15 protein-coding genes and 1 pseudogene are annotated in these 18116 nt (G+C 67.8%); 4 read left to right on the top strand and 12 right to left on the bottom strand.

What is annotated here, in order from left to right; translation table 11 throughout:
- Positions 1-341: 341 nt before the first annotated feature.
- The 5 genes from ACYQR9_RS05715 to ACYQR9_RS05695 all read right to left on the bottom strand — a co-directional run bounded on the left by ACYQR9_RS05715 (position 342) and on the right by ACYQR9_RS05695 (position 7481).
- On the bottom strand, positions 342-1790 hold the full coding sequence (locus ACYQR9_RS05715; protein ID WP_461228987.1) for an IS1182 family transposase: 1449 nt from the start codon (positions 1788-1790) through the stop codon (positions 342-344).
- Positions 1791-2849: 1059 nt separating this feature from the next.
- Positions 2850-4388: an HdeD family acid-resistance protein gene (locus ACYQR9_RS05710; RefSeq protein WP_461228986.1), complete on the bottom strand. Its 1539-nt coding sequence runs from the start codon at positions 4386-4388 to the stop codon at positions 2850-2852.
- Positions 4389-4880: 492 nt separating this feature from the next.
- Entirely contained in the window at positions 4881-5786 is a 906-nt protein-coding gene (locus ACYQR9_RS05705) for an NAD(P)/FAD-dependent oxidoreductase (protein ID WP_461228985.1), read from the bottom strand.
- The gene (locus ACYQR9_RS05700) at positions 5776-6240 is read right to left on the bottom strand and encodes an RrF2 family transcriptional regulator (RefSeq protein ID WP_056428528.1); all 465 of its coding nucleotides are present in this window, start codon (positions 6238-6240) and stop codon (positions 5776-5778) included. Before ACYQR9_RS05700 ends, ACYQR9_RS05705 begins: the two co-directional genes overlap by 11 nt.
- A 218-nt stretch (positions 6241-6458) precedes the next feature.
- The gene (locus tag ACYQR9_RS05695) at positions 6459-7481 is read right to left on the bottom strand and encodes a helix-turn-helix domain-containing protein (RefSeq protein ID WP_461228984.1); all 1023 of its coding nucleotides are present in this window, start codon (positions 7479-7481) and stop codon (positions 6459-6461) included.
- 392 nt (positions 7482-7873) lie between these two features.
- On the opposite strand from ACYQR9_RS05695, the gene ACYQR9_RS05690 reads away from it, so the two are divergent.
- Positions 7874-8164, top strand: coding sequence for a hypothetical protein (locus tag ACYQR9_RS05690; RefSeq protein WP_056428532.1), 291 nt, complete (start codon positions 7874-7876; stop codon positions 8162-8164).
- A gap of 153 nt (positions 8165-8317) precedes the next feature.
- Here the strand turns inward: ACYQR9_RS05690 and ACYQR9_RS05685 are convergent, their stop codons facing one another.
- The 5 genes from ACYQR9_RS05685 to ACYQR9_RS05665 form a co-directional block, all read right to left on the bottom strand.
- Positions 8318-9397 carry a UV damage endonuclease UvsE gene (locus ACYQR9_RS05685; protein WP_461228983.1) on the bottom strand — a complete coding sequence of 360 codons (1080 nt, stop codon included), beginning with the start codon at positions 9395-9397 and terminating at the stop codon, positions 8318-8320.
- 81 nt (positions 9398-9478) lie between these two features.
- Positions 9479-9871: a hypothetical protein gene (locus tag ACYQR9_RS05680; protein WP_461228982.1), complete on the bottom strand. Its 393-nt coding sequence runs from the start codon at positions 9869-9871 to the stop codon at positions 9479-9481.
- A gap of 31 nt (positions 9872-9902) precedes the next feature.
- Complete coding sequence (locus ACYQR9_RS05675; protein WP_461228981.1) at positions 9903-10106, bottom strand: hypothetical protein; 204 nt, start codon at positions 10104-10106, stop codon at positions 9903-9905.
- Positions 10107-10387: 281 nt separating this feature from the next.
- Positions 10388-10981 (bottom strand): cyclase dehydrase, encoded by a 594-nt coding sequence (locus ACYQR9_RS05670; RefSeq protein WP_311276760.1) that lies wholly within the window; start codon positions 10979-10981, stop codon positions 10388-10390.
- A 67-nt stretch (positions 10982-11048) separates the two neighbouring features.
- Positions 11049-12221, bottom strand: coding sequence for a zinc-dependent alcohol dehydrogenase (locus ACYQR9_RS05665; protein WP_461228980.1), 1173 nt, complete (start codon positions 12219-12221; stop codon positions 11049-11051).
- A gap of 339 nt (positions 12222-12560) precedes the next feature.
- On the opposite strand from ACYQR9_RS05665, the pseudogene ACYQR9_RS05660 reads away from it, so the two are divergent.
- Positions 12561-12617: pseudogene (locus ACYQR9_RS05660) on the top strand (hypothetical protein); the annotation flags it as partial.
- Between the two features lie 175 nt (positions 12618-12792).
- Here ACYQR9_RS05660 and ACYQR9_RS05655 read toward each other — a convergent pair.
- Both ACYQR9_RS05655 and ACYQR9_RS05650 read right to left on the bottom strand, forming a co-directional pair.
- Positions 12793-13491: a GNAT family N-acetyltransferase gene (locus ACYQR9_RS05655; protein ID WP_461228979.1), complete on the bottom strand. Its 699-nt coding sequence runs from the start codon at positions 13489-13491 to the stop codon at positions 12793-12795.
- Positions 13488-14126 carry an FMN-binding negative transcriptional regulator gene (locus ACYQR9_RS05650; protein ID WP_461228978.1) on the bottom strand — a complete coding sequence of 213 codons (639 nt, stop codon included), beginning with the start codon at positions 14124-14126 and terminating at the stop codon, positions 13488-13490. The genes ACYQR9_RS05655 and ACYQR9_RS05650 overlap by 4 nt, the downstream gene beginning before the upstream one ends.
- Before the next feature lie 54 nt (positions 14127-14180).
- Between ACYQR9_RS05650 and pdxR the strand changes: the two genes are divergently transcribed.
- Together pdxR and ACYQR9_RS05640 are read left to right on the top strand one after the other, a co-directional pair.
- Complete coding sequence (gene pdxR, locus ACYQR9_RS05645) at positions 14181-15734, top strand: MocR-like pyridoxine biosynthesis transcription factor PdxR (protein WP_461228977.1); 1554 nt, start codon at positions 14181-14183, stop codon at positions 15732-15734.
- Positions 15735-15977: 243 nt separating this feature from the next.
- Positions 15978-18011, top strand: a complete 2034-nt coding sequence (locus ACYQR9_RS05640; protein WP_461228976.1) for a methyl-accepting chemotaxis protein — start codon at positions 15978-15980, stop codon at positions 18009-18011.
- Positions 18012-18116 lie beyond the last annotated feature (105 nt).

The raw sequence follows: 18116 nt of genomic DNA, 5'->3' as shown, positions 1-18116 counted from the left end.
AGACGCATCTTCAGCCTCGATGCCTATGCCGAGGAGTTGTTTTCATTTGCTTGTCCAGGATCTTACCTCATCCTGAGGTGCCGCGTAGCGGCCTCGAAGGAGGCATCCAGGGAGCGCTTCGGTGTCTGGAGGGCTCCTTCGAGGCCCGCTGACGCGGGCGCCTGAGGATGAGGTAAAGCCTTGGAACAACAACCTGAACCGGGCTACATCGATCCAGTGGGGAACATCTGACGTTTGGTACTTGCCGCAGGGTCCGCTTTCGACCGAGGCTGTGTGAGAACGCAGATCCCTCAGGTTCAAGGCGAATGTCCTGAGAGTGTCGCCGAGCGAAGTGGTGGCCTTCAGGCTCGGATCGCCGCCATCAGCGGACCGACCCCGAACATCTGGATCATCCGCTTCATGTTGTAGGCCAGAACCTGCAGGCTCATCTCTGTTCTGACCCTGGCCAAGGTCCGGGTCAGGAAGTGGGTCGCTCCCATCCAGGCCTTCAGCGTGCCGAATGGGTGCTCGACGGTCTGGCGACGGATCTTCATCGCGTCTGGCATTCGGTCGAGCCGCGCCTGCATTGCGTCGAGGACGCCCTCGTGCACCCAGCGTTTGACACGCCGCGTCTCCGCCGGCGTGCAGCGGGGCTTGAGCGCGCAATCGAGACAGGCCGTCAGGTTGCGGTAGTGGTCCATCTCGTCGCCCTCGGCCCGGCGATCGGACCGGGCCGGCCCCTTGGTCAGGTGCTGGCCGGCGGGACAGGTGTAGTGATCGTTTTCGGCGTCGTAGACGAAGTCCTGTCCCGTGAAGAGGCCACGCTTGGCATGGCCCGAGGTCAGGGTCTTTGGCACGCAGGGCAGCACGCCGGTCCCCTCGCAGGCCAGGACCTGCTCGCCGTTGAGGTAGCCCCGATCGGCCAGCACCGTAAGCGTGTCGCATCCTGTCGCTGCCTGCGCCAGAAGCCCCATCGGCGCGAGTTGGGTCCGATCATTGCCGATGTTGGTCACCGTATGGGCGACGATCAAGTGATGCTCGGCATCCACGGCCGCCTGGACGTTGTAGCCGACCATGCCGGTGCCTTTGCCGCTGGTCGCCATGGAGCGCGCATCGGGATCGGTCAGCGAGATCTGGCGATCGGGCGCAGCCTCGACCTGCCGGCCTCTCGCCTGGAGAACCTGCATCTGCTCGCGTAAGCCCGCGATCTTCTCCTTGAGCCGCGTCGTGCGCGCCTCGGCGATGTCGCTCGGCTCGCGGTCAGCCCGGTCCAGCGCCGCGAGGTAACGGCCGATGCTCGTCTCGACCTGCGCCATCCGGGCTTCGACCTTGGCGGCGGTGAAGTTCTTGTCGCGGTTGTTGACCGCCTTGAACTTGCTGCCGTCGACCGCGACGACGGCCTTGCTGAACAGGTTCAGCCGCCGGCACAGCACCACGAACTGCGCGCAAGCGGCCTGGATGGCAGAACCGTTGTCCTTGCGGAAGTCGGCCAGCGTCTTGAAGTCGGGCATCAGCCGACCGGTCAGCCAAATCAGCTCGACGTTGCGCTGGCTCTCGCGTTCGAGCCGACGGCTCGACGGGACACGGTTGAGGTAGCCGTAGAGGTAGATCTTGAGCAGCGTCGCCGGGTGATAGGCCGGACGGCCGGTCGCCTCCGGCACCGCGCCTGCAAAGCCGAGTGCCGTCAGATCGAGCTCATCGACGAACACTTCGACGAGGCGAACCGGATTGTCGGCGGTGATATAGTCGTCCAGGCAATCGGGAAGCAGCGTGATCTGCTGACGATCCTCACCTGCGATGAAGCGCTTCATCCCGACCTCCAAGATCGGAATTTACCCTATCAGATCAGCACGTTTTCACACAGCCTGGACCCTTCACCGACGCTCGGAAGGTCCGCTTCAGAGCAGCTTGGTGGAGGATGGCCGACGTCCGGGTCGGCTGGACAGCCGACCTACTGCGTTATGGAGTATTTCAATCAATGATGGAGCTAGCGCGACTGAATTATAAGCCACGCTGGCATGCAAGCTAAAGAAAAGCCGCCACTACTAGAATTATAAATTTGATAGTATGCTTTTGCGACAGCGATACTCTAATACTAATAGCTTTGTGCCAATTCCAATAAATGCTCCAATGCTGCCTGTCAAAATAGCAATAAAGGGATAAACAATAAGAAAATTTACTTGATAAGTTACGAATAGTCCGAATATCACCATCACGTCTACGAGAGCGATCAAAATTGCAGATAAAAGTAGTGATCGCCTCGTAGGTAATATCACGGCAAGTGCTAGCGGCACTCCAAGTACGACGAAAATCAATGACTTACCCTCGGGCCGCGTGAACAATCCCTAATTGCTCAACGAGCCGTTCTATCGCAAGTTCTCAATCAGATCATGGACATTATGGACGGTCTCCGTCTTCTAAGGGTTGGAGGTGGAACGTCCGCTTCAGGGCCAGGGGGCAGGGTCCGCTCCCCACTCATCTCGGACACTCAGGACGGGTACCATCCGTCAGACTTCGACCACTCCATCAACGACATCCCGGAAAAACGCGGAAGCGCCGGCTCTATCCACCCGCCATCGTTGATCCGCGTCCTGATACGATACGGTTCGCCAGGACGTGTGCGTGAGAAAGGCCGGCGGCCGGTGCCATGGCGGCGGACGACGTGGAGGTCGTCGAGCGGCAGGAATGGAACCCGGCCGTCGTCACCGACCGGCGGAAGCGGTTCTTGTCGCTCCGGCACGCTGAAACGGCGACGCTGTGGCTGGGTACCATGGGGATCTGCAAATCCCCATCGCGCCAGGGTCGCCCGAACCTTCCGGGGCCTGGTCGTCCCCATCGGATGTCAGACCGACCCACTGCCCTCCGCCGGCCTATGACGCCGGCGAGCGCCGTCGGGCGAGGCTCCGCATCCGCGCCACCGCCTCGGCGCGCCAGTTGCGCAGGAGCCGCCGCTTCACGCCGTTCCAGCCGATCGCCTGGACCGGCGAGACGGGATCGATCAGGGCGCTGAGCGCCCGCGAATAATCGAGCACGAGACCCGGCGTCCATGTCATCGCGCCCGCACCGTTGCGCAGGAGCGCGGCCGCCCAGAATTCCGGGCTCATCGCCGCCTGGGCGAGGGTGCGCCACGGCTTGCCGTTCCGGTTGAACGCGCCCTCGACGGCGGCGTCGAGGGCACAGGCCACCGTCGTCGAGCAGTTCCGCGCGACGAGGTTGTAGGTCGTGTCGCGACGATAGGCGGCCCAGAAGCGCCTCAGGCGCGCACCGTCGATTCCGTGGAGGGTGACCGTCACGGTGGCCTCACACCAATCGTCCGCCTCCTCGCGGTAGCTCGGCAGGAAGCGGCCCGGCACGTCGTTTTCCGGGCCGGCGCGCAGGGTCGCGCGGAGATGGTCGGGCGAGCGGTCGATCTCCACGGCGGGGTAGTGGCTCACATAGAGCGCCCCCTCCTCGCCCGGCTCGCCGAGCTCCAGGGCGGCATGGCCGGTGGAGATGTGGCCGTGCCCGTTCACCGAGATGACGTAGCGATGCACCAGGCGCTGCCGGACCGGGATCGACGCCGTTCCGGTCGGCGTCCAGACATGGACGGTCAGCGCTTCCGGGCCGGTCCCGGCCAAAGGCGGCTCAGGAACTAAGTGCGGCTCGGGAGCCAAGTTTTGTCCAGGCGCCACGGGAGGGCGCCGCAACCTCAACCCGAGGATCGCCACCTTGATTCCGCTCAGGATCAGGAAGGCGCCGATGCAGAACCCGACCGTGCCGGCGTACCAGGTGGGCCAGGGTTGCAGCGTGACGATGCCGAGGGCGACTCCCAACAGCCCGTGCGCCGCCGACAGGCGCCAGCCCGGAAAGCGCAGCACGTTCGAGAGCGCGAAGCGCGACAGGCCATCGAACAGGAAGGCGGCCCCGAACAGCATGGCGAGCAGGAACGTGCTCGCGGGCGAGGCCAGCATCGTCAGCACCGCCACCACGAGGAGGAGCACCGCCTTGAGGAGGCGCAGCCGACGCGCGGCGCCGGTGGCGACGAGGCCGCGGACGAACGAGCCCACCGCCTCGAACACGAGGAGGAGACCGAACCAGCGGTCGGGAATGTGGAGGGCCCCGTCGAAGGCGTCGATCACGAGCGCGAGGCCGAACGCCGTCCAGACGAGCCCCGCCCCCGTCACGATGCCCCACCGCTTGTGAACCGCGTCGCGCCCGACCAGCAGCAGCCAGAGCGGGAGCGCCATCTGGCGCGAGGGAGCCTCGGAGGCGGCGAGGAGATCGTCGACCGGGTTGCCGCTTCCCTTGCGCAGGGCAAGGCTGAGCACCCCCTGCTCCTTCGGGCTCAGCCGTTCCGGAACGGCGGCGCCATCGAGGGGGGACGCCTCTGTCGCGGAGCCGTCGTGGTATGGTTGAGGCCGTATGGTCACGGGTGATCGCCCCTCGGAACGCGACGTCTCCTACGCCCAGAGGCCAGAACAAGGCAAAGGTTCGCTTAAGACCGCCGCATCGTCGCGGTCTTTTCTCAAATTGACCGCGTGTCCTCCACCGTGCAGCAAGCCCTTGGCGCGGCCACCATGCAGGAGAGCGACCGAGCGAGCGGACGACACGCGCCGCCCCGACCGGTCCCGCTCAGGACCTTTGGCTGCCCTCGATTTCTCGGGGGCAATGACGATGGGCTGGCGTGAAGGGCCGGATCGATGCCCAGAGAGCGAAAAGCCCACATGCGGCGAACCAGGACCCACCCTTTGCGCTGAAGGCTCCTCGCCGAGAGGGTCTCTGGCTATCCACGCAAGTGAATGACCGTGTTGTTCTTTTCCAGTTTGGAACGGCAGTTTCCATGGCTGGCATGGGCCGGAACCCGTCCGTCCGCTCTACGGCGGGGTTGGGCGAAGAGCCAATGCGACAGCATCCGCACGGGGTCAGGCAGCCAGGCTTGCGAAGACGAGGGACTGGTGCACGGAAACGCCCGCCGTCACACCGTCCGCCACGGCCCAACTCACGCTATGGGGGGCGCGGGCGATGTCGCCCGCAGCATAGACACCCGCCACCGTCGTCAGTTTGCTGGAATCCGTGCGGATGACCGGACCGAACGGTCCCTCGTCCAGCGCGCAACCCAGACGTTCCGCGAGCGGGCTGTTCAAGCGTGAACGCGGTGCGAGATAGAGGGCATCGACCGCGACCGTTCGGCCGTCCACGAGCCGCACACCCGACAACGTATCGCCGTCGCCCGTGAGAGCGACCAGCGGAGCCGGCTCGATCTCGATGCCCCGTTGGACGAGCCGGGCATGCATTGCCTCATCGGGCCTATCACCGCCGTTGAGGTAGAGCGTCGTCGGCCCCCATTCGGCGATCAGCAAAGCCTGGTGGGCGGACATCGGCGATAGCGCGAGCACCCCCAGCTTCCGCTCCGCGAATTCATAGCCATGACAATAGGGGCAGTGGAGGACGCTCTTGCCCCAGCGCTCGGCAAGGCCGGGCAGGTCCGGCAGAACGTCCGAGATACCGTGAGCGAGAACGAGGCGGGCGGCGTGCAGGGTCTCTCCACCCGCCAGGACGATGGCGAAGTCCTGGCCCGCGCGGGCGTCCACGACCTCCCCCGCCACGAACGTCACCTGAGGGTACCCCGCGAGCTGTGCGCGCGCCTGCGCGATCATCGCCCGGGGGTCGCTTCCGTCCTGACCGAAGAAGCCGTGGGAGGCCGCCGCGAAGCGGTTCCGCGGGTTGCCCGTATCGATCACGCAGACCGAGCGTCGCCCGCGGGCGATGTAGGTCGCCGCCGACAAGCCGGCGAAGCTGCCCCCCACGATGATCACGTCAAATGCCATGGGCCTGCTCCAGGGTGAGGGTGCCGCCCCGTGCGGCGAGACGGGCGTGGAAATCGGCACTGAGGGCCGCGAGGGTGACGCGGCCGAACTGCTCCAGCAGCAGCGCTTCGGCCTCGCGGAAGCCCGTATCGAGGGCGGCGTTCACGGCCTGCTCGACGAGGCAGCCCGGCGATTCCGTGCGGTTGCCGATGGCGAGGAGTGCGGGCGAACCGAGCGCGACGTAGATGTCGCGAAGGGTGATCTCGTGCAGTTCGCGCGCGATCGTCCAGCCACCACCGTGCCCGCGCTCGGACCGGACGAAGCCCGCCTCGCGCAGTCCGGCCATGATGCGGCGCACGACGACCGGATTGGTTTGCATGGCGGCGGCCAGCACCTCGGAGGTCACCGGGCCCGGCTCCTCGGCCATGTGGAGCAATACGTGGAGAATGCCGGACAGGCGGCTATCGCGTCTCATGTAGCAAACGATGTTACATAAGAAGGCGCACGTCAACCCGGACGGGGCTCCTGTCCGTGAGGAATGGATTTCTGCCAACCTGCTTCCGGGCACGAAACGCCCTCGGCGGGCATCGTCCAGGGTATCCGCCGGGGCCTAACCGAAGGCCGGACCGGTGCGAGGGGGATGCGGCCGCCGACTTACGGCGTCGATCTCGTCGGCACACCCGGGTGAAGGGGTCAACGCGTTTCGCGCAGCCACTTCCAGACGTGCTGCACCGTCCCCTGACCGCTGGTCTGCTGGACCACCCGGCGCTCGCCCCGCCAGGCCTGGGGTGGCGCGCCGAAGCGGTTGCGGAAGCTGCGGCTGAGCTGCGAGGCACTGCTGAAGCCGAAGACCTCGGCCAGACGGGCAAGGGTGCGCGTCTCCATCGGATCGGCCAGCGCGTCGCGCATGGCCTTCAGGCGCTCGCCTTGCACGAAGTGCATCACGCCCCCTTCCGGCTCGAACAGCCGGTAGAGCGTGGCCCGCGAGACCCGCATCTGTCCGCCGATGAAGGCGGGCGACAGGTCGGACCGGGACAGGTTTTCCTGCACGATCATCCTGGCCAGCGCCATCAGGCCGCCATCGAGGTCGCGGCCTTCGAGCACGTCCTTGGCCCGCGAGGGATCGAGCAGGCGGCGCAGGAAGCCGACGAACTCGACGGCGAGAGCCGGGGCGTCGTCGAGGCGCGTGGTCGGCAAGCGGCGGTAGAGGTCCAGAATGCGGGCGGAGAGCAACCGGTTGCGGGCCGCATCGAAGAGCATCTCATGATCTTCCAGCGGCAACCCATGGAGGCGGGCGCAGGGGACGACGATGCCGGTCGTATCGGCGCGGTCGAGCATGCCATCGAGCAGGTGACGGCGGCCGATGAAGGTCACGGTACCGGCCGAGGCCGCGATCGCTCTTCCCGCGACGGTGCCCTGAAATCGGCCGGACCGGTAGAGTTGGACGGTGTACTGGTCGGACCCGGCATCGACACGTCGGCGATCGCGCTGGAGCCGCTGGGTCGAGAGCAGGGTGCGATGAGCGACGAGGTCGTCGATCGGGTACGCGATGTTGGTGCCGAAAGGCAGGACGGCGGAGCGCGTCGTCGGACTGACCTCGTACATCGGCGCCAGGAGCGTGCGCCATCGTTCGAAGGCCTCTCCGGGTGGCAAGCCCGACGTCGTCAGGCAGAAGTACGGCAGGCCCGGTTCAGCCGTCGCGTCATCTGCACCCAACGAGCCAAATCCTTCGTCACCCGACCCGTCGAAGCAACGACGTTAGGCATGAAGTCCTTGATGAGGCAACCGAAATGCACGTCGGTGCTCGGTGGAGCGTAAAAGCGTCGCAACCCGGCCGGAGAACCGCTTCGGGCGACACGGCATGTCGGCTTCTCCGGCAAGATCGGGTGGGAGTCGGACGATCCGCTTGCCGCCGCGCCGCCGACATCCTTTTGCCGCCCGAAGCGAATCTGTGATCAGGCCCTCGACATCAGAATTCGACCGATGGAAACCGTGAGTCTGCGATCCCGGCCCGGGACCGTCCACGGCAAACCCGTCCTTCCCGCGAGATCGACCCTCGGTCCGGCGGGCCGGTTGTCGAGGCCGCCGGCTGCTGCCATGGTCGCGGAATGGCATATGCACCTCCCTCCCGTTACTCGCCGGCCGAGCTGATCGAACAATTGCGCGAAGCCGCCGAGGAGATCGCGCCCGAACTTCCCGGCATCCGGGCGGAGGAGACGCTGGAGGGCGAGGCGGCCCAGACCATCGAGGAGATGGCCGAGGCCCTGATGCGGATCGCGAACGGCGCGCCGCGCCCCCAGGACCTCGCCCGCGCCGCCCTGGAGGCCAAGGCTCCCCTGAAGCCGATCGGCCGCCCCAAGAGCACCGTCGTCAAGATGCAGAAGCCGACGCGCCGCTGATACCAAGCCTCACTGATCCTGACCTATAGGTCAGGATCAGTGAGATCCGGCGGACGACCGCCGCCGCGCCGTCGCGCGGGCAGACCTCGATGAGTCAAGCTCATCGAGGTCTGGTATGGGACGAGCCAAATCCCCGCGCGGCGAGGCCTCGCCTCAGGCCGCAGCGCTGGCGCCCGCAAAGCCCTCCACTTGCCCGATCTCGGCGGCGATCCCGGTGGAGGCCAGGTTCTTGCCCTTCGCCTCGATCTCGAAATCGGCCCAGGCGAGGTGCCGGGCCACGAGGGCGTTGAGCGCCCGGTTGCCCATCAGGTGCGAATGGGCCGCGATGTCGCGCCAATTGTGCCCGGCTCCCACCAGGGCGGCGTAATCGGGCAGCGTGTCCGGGTCGTGCCCCTCCAGCAAAGCCTCGCGCGAGAGGCTGATATGGGCGATGGGACGCACGCCTCGCCAGGACTCGCGGATACGGGCGATCCGCGTGTCATCGGGCTCGATATAGACGCCGCCGCTCTGGACCCAGTGGTGGTGCAGGTCGAGCACCACCGGAACGCGGTCGGCCAGGTCCAGCACGGTGTCGAGGCCGAAAGCGTTCTCGTCGTTCTCCACCGTCAGCAGGTCGCGCGCGGTCTGCGAGAGCTTGGGCAGGCTGGCGCGAAACCCGTCGATGCCGGGGTCGCGGGCGCCGACATGGATGTTGATATGGGCGCCATGCGGGTGCCAGCCGGCGCCATACCCCATCATCGCCATCAACTCGGCATGGTATTCGAGTTCGGAGATGCCGTTGCGCTCGGCATTGGGGTTGCGCGAGGCGATGACGCAGAACGGCCCGGGATGGAAGCTGAGGCGCACGCCGCCCTCCCGCGCCCGCTCGCCGACCCGCGCGAGACCGGCTTCCACGAGGGCGACCATCTCGGGCTCGGCATAGATCGCCCGCGCGACCTCGTGGGTGTAGCCGGGCAGGACGTTGCTCGCCATGCGCAGCAGGCGCTCCAGGGGCGGCCGCGCCGCCACCCAGGCGATCTGCCGTTCCAGCGCCGCGAGGTTGTGCCGGGCGAGGCTCTCGAGCTTGGCCCGCCGCGCCGACGGCGCGAGCTTGTCGAGATGACTCATGGTGGTGTGCGACAGGTTCATGTGAAGCGTCGCCTCGCGGGCGGCCTTCAGCGTCTTGAAACTGGCGGGATCGTCGTCGAGCACGAAATTGCAGCAGAAACCGAGGCGGGGCGTGTCCATCATCATGGGGGGATAACGGCGAGGCCCGGCTTTGGTGTCGCCGGTCCCGACGGATTCGGGACGCCCCGTGGTCCCTCGCGGCGAGGGTCAATCCAGGCAATGGGTAAAGTACAGCTGCCTGGTCCGCTCCAGGGCCTGGAACCCCTCGGCGCGCGGGTTGAGGAGTTCCGGCCCCTCCGGGACGCGGCCGAAGAACGCGCTCGACGGATCGGCCACGAAGCCGCGCTCGCCGATATAGAGCCCGTCCCGGTTCTTCACGTTGACCGAGCCGCAGATCCACCCGCCCTCCGCCTTGCGCAACGCCGTCACCTTCGGGTCGAGCGCGCCGAAACGCTCTCCCACCATGCCGAGAATCGTCGCCGCCACGCCCTTGCCGATGACGACGTCGGACCCGTCCTCGACCCGCTGCGCCCGCGCGGGGCCGGACAGGGCCGACAGCAGCAGGAGCGCCCCCGCGACGAGACCGGGGCGGCCGGTCATCGGCCGTGGCCGAACCATGACGCGACGGCCCTTACTGCGCCGGACCCGTTCCGCCGCCAGCGGTCGCCGGTTTGGCATCGGAGATCAGAATGTCGAGGGATTGGCGCACGATCTCCAGGGCGCTCACGCCCTTGGTCGCGGCCTCCGCCTCGACCTTCGCCCGGTCGGCGGACGGCAACCCGTCGAAAATCGCCTGCGCGACTCCGACCGACGCGTGCTTGTGATGTTCGCCCATGATCAGACCAGCCGGATGACGGTGAGGCCGAAACTCTCATTCGATACTAATAAGTATTTCATGAGAACACCCGGAGCCTGCACTCGGAAAAGATGGGCCCTCTTCTTCCTTACATTGCAGCCGAGATCAACTCGTTTAAGGGTGGAGGTTGGGGGGAGCTGTTTGCCCGTCAGCAGGGTGACGGAGGAACCTGTGGGTGGGCGTGACCGTGTGCGTGTTCTCCGCCCCTCGGGGCTGCGTTCGACCCGGAGCGGCAGCATTCCGTAGACCGTAGGACGGGTTCAGGCGTTCGTGAGCGTCCAGGGACGCATCGCCTCGGGGCCGATAATGTCGGGTGGCGGCTTGAAGTCACGGGCCGCGCCCCGCATCGCCTCGGGACGCCGTGGGAAGCCGCTCCGGCGGCGGTAATCGCGCCGGACCTTGTCGGACGGGGCAAGGGGTGCTTCCGAAAGGCTCCGCGCACAGATCACATCGACGGCTGTGACGCCGACGAGTGCCACAAGGGCGATCAACACGTTGTCCTTGCGCGAATTCTGCGGATCGAGCCCGGGCAGAACCGTAGCGATATCGAGGGCGTCTCCTGCGACGCGGGCCGACACCCAAGGGGTCGGATCATGCGAGCCCAGGATCCCGGCACCCTGCACGAGTTCGCGCACACCGTAGGCTCGGATGACCGGAGCGGCGCGCGGCATTCCGAGCCAGCGAGCCAGGGCGTCGGCACACACCACTTCGGTCAGCCCAAGGCCGACCGAGAACCAACCCAACCCGCGGGCGAGTTCCCTGGTCCCGGGATCGGGTCTTCGACGCGGCTCCGAGACGAGATAGCTCGGCAGAGTCGAGCGCCCGGAAGCGCGGTTCTGGTCGCGGTGAGACATGCGGACGTCCTCCCTGCCGCAGTGGGGCCAAGCCAGCCCGTCCCGGCGAGACGGGCCGGGGACACAATCAGGGTCTGAGCACCACCTTGATGCAGTTGTCCTTCTTGTCACGGAAGGTCTTGTACATCTCCGGCCCTTGTTCGAGCTTGGCCCGGTGCGTGATGACGAAGGAGGGATCGATCTGCCCCTCGTCGATGCGCTTGACGAGGTCGTCCGTCCACCGGTTCACGTGGGTCTGGCCGGTGCGGATGGTCAGACCCTTGTTCATCAGGGCTCCCATCGGCATCTTGTCGACGAGCCCGCCATAGACGCCCGGAATCGAGAGGATTCCGGCGGGCCGACAGACGTAGATCATCTCGCGCAGCACTGCGGCGCGGTCGCTCTCCAGCATCACCGCCTGCTTCAGCCGGTCGTAGGCGTGTTCGAGGGCGCGGGGGGAATGCGCTTCCATGCCGACGGCATCGATGCACTTCTCCGGGCCCTTGCCGCTCGTCAGCTCGTTCAATCGTTCGACCGTGCTTTCCTGGCTATTGTCGATGGTGATCGCACCGCCGGCGCGCGCCATCTCGAGGCGCTCGGGTACGCTGTCGATACAGACTACCTGTCTGGCCCCGAGCAGAAGGGCGGAGCGCAGCGCCATCTGACCGACGGGGCCGGCACCCCAGATTGCAACCGTATCGGTCGGCTGGATATCGGCCTGCACCGCCGCTTGCCAGCCGGTGGGGAAGATATCACCGAGAAACAGCACCTGCTCGTCGCTGAGATTCTCGGGCACCTTGATGTGCGTCTTATCGGCGAACGGCACGCGAACGTATTCGGCTTGGCCGCCCTGGTAACCACCGGTGAGATGGGTGTACCCGAACAAGCCCGCGGTGGTGTGCCCGAAAACCTTGTCGGCGATGTCCTTGTTGCGATTCGTGCGCTCGCAGACGGAGAAGTAACCGCGCTTGCACTGGTCGCACTCGCCGCAGATGATCGTGAAGGGCACGACGATGCGCTCACCTTTTCTGAGCGCACCGTTGACGCCTTTGCCTGTCTCGACGACCTCGCCCATGAACTCGTGGCCCATGACGTCGCCCTTCTCCATGCCGGGCATGAAATGGTCGTAGAGGTGCAGGTCCGAACCGCAGATCGCGCAAGCGGTTACCTTGATGATCGCATCTCGATCAACTTCGATCTTGGGATCCGGAACCGTATCGCAGCGGATATCCTGAGTCCCGTGCCAAACCAGTGCTTTCATGGAACGTCTCCCTAAAGCGCAGGAAGGATTTCAAGCCCGTGGAACGATGTGCCTAACTAATAGATATCCGATCCAAAATCGATTTGTGGCGCAACAACATATGATGCAGCCAGGATGACATTCCATTTCGTATATTATGTTGGTTTTCAACGATGTTAATCACGCAGGCTGGACAATGAATAGCCTCTCGATGACTGGATTGACCTTGGAATGCGACGGGTCACGTCCAGCGAAGATGAAGTGATCCGGATTGTCTCGAGGACACGGACGGCACATCGACTGTCCGGCGGCCCTTATTGGGTTTCGTTCCTCGCATATGCTCCCGGTGGATAGCACGATACGATCCACGGCGGCGCGGGCGACGATCAGGTCGCGGGAGGCTCGGGGACCGACACGATGTCGGACACGTCCGGCCTGAACCTCGTCCTCGGGGAAGCCGGAACCGACCTGATCACCTTCGCCGATACGGCAAGCGGCGAGGCGGATGGAGGGGCGGACGACGACACCTTGTTGGACACGTCATCCACACGGTTGCCGACGTCTCGATCGCGATCAGGGGCCTTCGGGGGCTTCAACCCCGCAGAGCCGCGAGGCTCCGCCTCTGGCGCCCGGCATCGTCGAAATTCTCCGGCGCGAGCCAGGCGGCGAAGGCCTCCCGCAGGCGGGGCCAGTCCGCATCGGTCACCGCGAACCAGGCCGTGTCGCGCGAGCGGCCCTTGGTGACGATGGCGTTGCGGAAGATGCCCTCGAAGGTGAAGCCGTAGCGCAGGGCCGCCGCGCGGGAGGGCGCGTTGAGGCTGTCGCATTTCCACTCGTAGCGGCGGTATCCGAGGTCGAAGGCGCGGGCCATCATCAGGGCCATCGCCTCGGTGGCGGCGGGGTTCCGGGCGAGGCCGGGGCCGAACTGGAGATGGCCGACCTCGATACAGCCATGGGCCGGCTCGATCCTGAGATAGGCCGCGAGGCCCAGCGCGCGGCCGGTGGCGGCGTCGAGGATCGCGTGATGCAGCGGGTCACGGCTGCGGGCGATCTCGACCAGTCGAGCGCGATACTCCGCCTCGTCCGCCGGGGGCTCTCCGGGCAGGTAGGTCCAGCGCGCCGGGTCGTACGCCAGGGCGCCGAAGAGGTCGCCCGCATGGCGCTCGGCGTCGAGGGGCTCGATCCGGCAGAACCGGCCCTGCAACGCCTCGCGCGGCGGGGGCGGCGGCGGGCTCCATTCCGGCAGGGCGGGGCCGATCGGCTGGCCGTAACGGTTCACGCGCTCGCTCATGCCCGCTGTCCCATTCTGTCGACGAGATCCGCCATGGCGTCGTCGCCGCCCGCATCCCGGCGCAAGCCCGCCGCGACGCCGGCGCGGTCCGCCTCCGAGCGGTTCTGGCTGACCTTCCATTTGCCGGTGAGCCGCGCAATCGGAATCTCGATGCCGACGATCCCCCTGATCTGCGCCGCCGTGAAGGCCGGCGGCGCGTCCGCCACCGACCAGGGCGCGTCCCGCCCGGCCTCGCGCATCCGCGTCAGGTCGTCGATCTGCCGGCGCAGCCAGGCCTCGTCCTCGATGACACGCGGGCGGCCCCGTGCCTGCACGGTGGCGTAGTTCCAGGTCGGCACGACCTTCCCCGTCTCGCGCTTCATCGCGTACCAGGAGGGCGTGACGTAGCGGTCGGGACCCTGGAACACGACGAGGCATTCGGCGAGCCCGTCGAGGTCGCGCCAGTGCGGGTTGGCGCGGGCGAGATGCGCCCGGAGCGTGCCCGCCTCCCCCGCCTCGCGGTCGAGCAGGAACGGGACCGGGTTGGCCATCAGCCCGCCGGCGCCCGCGCTCACGAGGAGGCCGAGCGGACAGGCGCGGATGAGGGCGGCCTGGGCTTCGAGATCGTCGCACCGGAAATGGGGCGGCTCGTACATGATGATCCTCGGCGCGGCGTGGTGTTCGCCGCCTCTGTTGACGCGAAGCGGATCATGCGGAAGATCCAGTTTCCGCATCCCGACTGGACCAGTTCGACGACGACCCGGCGCCGCCCTCCCCTTCCACTCCAGCTCGCCCTCGATCCGCCGCCGGCCGGCGGGCCCCATCGAGCGGAGACGAGCCTGCACGGGCGCGTGCGGGAAGCCGTACGCGACGCGATCCTGTCAGGCCGCCTGCCGCCCGGAGAGCGCCTGCCCTCCTCCCGCAGCCTCGCGGAGGATCTCGGCTGCGCACGCGGCACGATCCTCCTCGCCATCGAGCAGCTCGTGGCCGAGGGCTACCTCACCACGCGTGCGGGCTCCGGCACCCGCGTCGCCGAGACCCTGCCCGACGACCTCCTGGTCCCACGCAATCCGGGCTCCTCCGCCCGCCCCTCGCTTGCGACGGCGGTGCTCTCGCGCCGCGGGGCCGCCATGGCCTCGGCACGGGGCGACGCCCCTCCGATCCCCGACGCCTTCGCCCTCGGTCGCCCCGCCCTGGATGCGTTTCCACGTGAAACCTGGGCGCGCCTGCTCCAGGCCGAATGGCGGGCCGGCCCTCCCAGCCTGCTCCATCCCCTGGGCGAGCCGCGCCTGCGCCGGGCCCTGGCCGCCTATCTGTCGGCCGGGCGCGGGGTCGCCTGTCACCAAGAGGCGGTGATCGTCACGAGCAGCATCCGCCAGAGCCTCCGCCTCCTGGCCGAACTTCTGCTGGAGCCCGGCGAGGCGGCCTATCTGGAGGAGCCGGGCTTTCCCGGTCTCGCCCACGCCCTGCACGCCGCCGGCCTGCGCACGGTCCCGGTGCCCTGCGACGCGGCGGGATTCTCGATCGCGCGGGCGCGGTCCATCGATCCCGGAGCGCGGCTGGCGGTGGTGACGCCGGCCCAGGGCCATCCCCTCGGCGCCACGATGAGCCTGGAGAACCGCCTCGCCCTCCTCGCCTGGGCGGAGGCGCAGGGTGGCTGGATCGTCGAGGACGATTACGACGGCGAGTACCGCTATGCCGGGCGGCCGCTGGCGCCGCTCCACGCCCTCGACCGGGCCGGACGCGTTCTCTATGTCGGCAGCGTCTCCAAGGTGCTCATGCCGGCCCTGCAGATGAGCTACCTCGTCCTGCCGGAAACCCTGGTGGAGCCCGTCCGCCGCGCCCTCACGGGCAGCGGCGGCTTCGCCTCGATCCTCGGACAGGGCGCGCTGGCCCGCTTCATCGACGAGGGCCATTTCGGCGCGCATCTGCGCCGGACGCGGCGTCTCTACGGGCAGCGACAGGCCGCCCTCGTCGCGGCAGGCCGCGACCACTTCGGCGGGCTGCTGGAGGTGCCGACCCGCGACGGCGGCATGCATCTGGTGGCTCGGCCCCCGGCCGGGGCGGCCTTCGACGATCTCACGGCGGTGGACGCCTGCGCGCGTGCCGGCATCGCCACGACGGCGCTCTCGCCGCATTTCGCCGATCCGGCGCGCGCCGAGCAGGGGCTGCTTCTCGGCTATGCCTGCGTGCCGGAGCGTGCCGTCATACCGGCGGTGAGACGGATGGCCGAGGCGCTGAAGCCGAGAGGAGGGACGACCTGACGACGGTGTCGGCCTTTTCCCGAGACAAACAACATCCGGCCAGGAAGCCATCCGCAATGCATTTTTTTGCAGGAAATCAACCCGCACAAGGGGGAGTGGATCGGTTGTGCGACTTGGAGGCCTGCACGCACCGGTCTCCACACAATCGACCGCACTCATTCCTCAAGTATATAACATTCTTTAACATTATTTATGCGTTCTCGCCGAGTGGATCGAGCCATCTCGGCAGATCAGGGTGCCAGCATGTCTTTCAGATGGTTCAATACGCTCCGCGCCCGCATCGTTGCGGTCGCCCTGGCACCCTGTCTCGCCTTCGGAGCCGTGACGGCGATCGCGGTCTCTGACCGGGCGACGCAGCGCAACGAGATGATCCGCGTCGAGGCGCTGGCCAGCCTCGCCACGCGGATCAGCGCCTTCCTGCACGAGGTCCAGCGCGAGCGCGGCGCGTCGAGCCTGTTCATCGGCTCGACGGGGAGCCAGTTCGCGCCCGAACTCGCGGCCCAGCGCGGCCGGACCGATGCCGGCATCCGCGACGTGAAAGCGGCCCTGGACGATCCGGCCTTCGGACGCCACCGGCAGGCGCTCGAACAGGATCTGGCCCGGCTGGCGGACCAGCGCCGTCGCATCGACGCGCTGGAACTGACCGGGCCGCAAGCCGCAGCCTTCTATACCGGACTGGTCTCGGAAGGGCTTGCCATCGTCCGCGAGATGGCGGGTCTCGTCGGCAATGCCGCCATCGCGCGGCGGGCCTCGGCCTATTCGGCCTTCCTCACCCTGAAGGAGCAGGCGGGCCAGGAGCGCGCGGCGGGGGCCGCCGCTTTCTCGGCGGGTCGCCTCGACCAGCAGGCCCTCGTCCGGCTCGCGGGCCTGGGAGGCGGACAGAGCTCCGCCGAGGCACGGTTCCGCGCCGGAGCGGAGGCCGACCAGGCGGCCTTGCTCGACGCGGTGGAGGCCTCCGAGGCCGCCCGTGAGACGGCGCGCCTGCGCAAGCTCGCGCTGGATACGGCTGTGGGCGAAACGCTGCCCTTCCGCGACGCTCCGCTCTGGTTCCAGCTCGCGTCGAAGCGGATCGACGGCCTGAAGGGGGTCGAGGACCGCCTGAGCGCCGATCTGGTCGCCGCCGCCGCCGCGACCCGGACGGGGGCGGAGAGCGCGCTGCTGGCCTGGCTGGTCGCCGGCCTCGCCACGTTCCTGCTCTCCGTGGGCCTCGCCTTCGGGCTGGGCGGCGCCATCGCCCGGCCGCTGACCCGGATGGCCTCGGTGCTCGATGCGATCGGCCGGGGGGACGAGGATGTCGCCGTGCCCCAGGGCGGCCCACGCGAAGTCAGGGCCCTGTCGAAGGCGGCGGAAGCCTTCCGCGACAGCGTCGTCGAGCGCCGGCTGCATCGCGCCGAGCAGGAGCGTCTGGCGGCCTCGGTGGCGGCCCGGCAGCGGCAGGCCGTACTCAGCCTCGCCGACGAACTCGAAGCGGCGGTGGGCGGCATCGTCGCCACGGTCTCGTCCTCGGCGACCGAGCTTCAGGCCACCGCCCGCAGCATGAGCGCCACGGCGACGCAGACGGCGGCCCAATCCACCAGCGTCGCTGCGGCGGCCGAGGAGGCGGCGGCCAATGTCGGCACCGTGGCGGCGGCGGCCGAGGAACTCGGCGCCTCGGTGAGCGAGATCAGCCGGCAGGTCGACGGCTCGGCCGAGCTCGCCCGCCGGGCGGTCAGCGAAGCCAACCGGACGGCCGACCTCGTCCAGGCGCTCGACGGCTCGGTCTCCCGCATCGGCGACGTGGTCGTGCTGATCTCGCAGATCGCCGGCCAGACCAATCTTCTGGCGCTCAACGCCACGATCGAGGCGGCGCGGGCCGGCGAGGCCGGTCGCGGCTTCGCGGTGGTCGCCGCGGAGGTCAAGGAACTCGCCAACCAGACCGCACGGGCCACCGACGAGATCGGCCGGCAGATCGGCATGATCCAGGGGGCGACCGGCGAGGCGGTCAGCGCCATCGGCGACATCACCGCCCGCATCCGCGAAATCGACGTCGTGGCGACCAGCATCGCGGCGGCGGTGGAGCAGCAGGGCGCGGCGACCCAGGAAATCGTCCGCAACGTCGCGGAAGCCTCGAGCGGAACGAGCGAAGTGACCGCGAATATCGGGGGCGTCGCCCAGGCCTCCGAGGAGACCGGCGCGGCGGCGAGCCAGGTGCTTTCGGCCGCCGCCGAACTGTCCCGCCAGGCGGACCGCCTCGGCACCGACGTCGCCCGCTTCCTCGCGACCGTGCGGGCCGCCTGAGGGGGCGGGCCCGTCTTCCCGGGGCCGCATCGCGGCATCGTCGTTGGGGCGGGCGCGAAAAGCGGGTATCCTATGCCGGCAATCAGATGGACAGCCCCAGGACGC

It is taken from the genome of Methylobacterium sp. CM6241 (genome assembly GCF_054817845.1).
The sequence above is the reverse complement of the archived record's forward strand: the minus strand, read 5'-3'. Positions and strand labels throughout refer to the sequence as shown.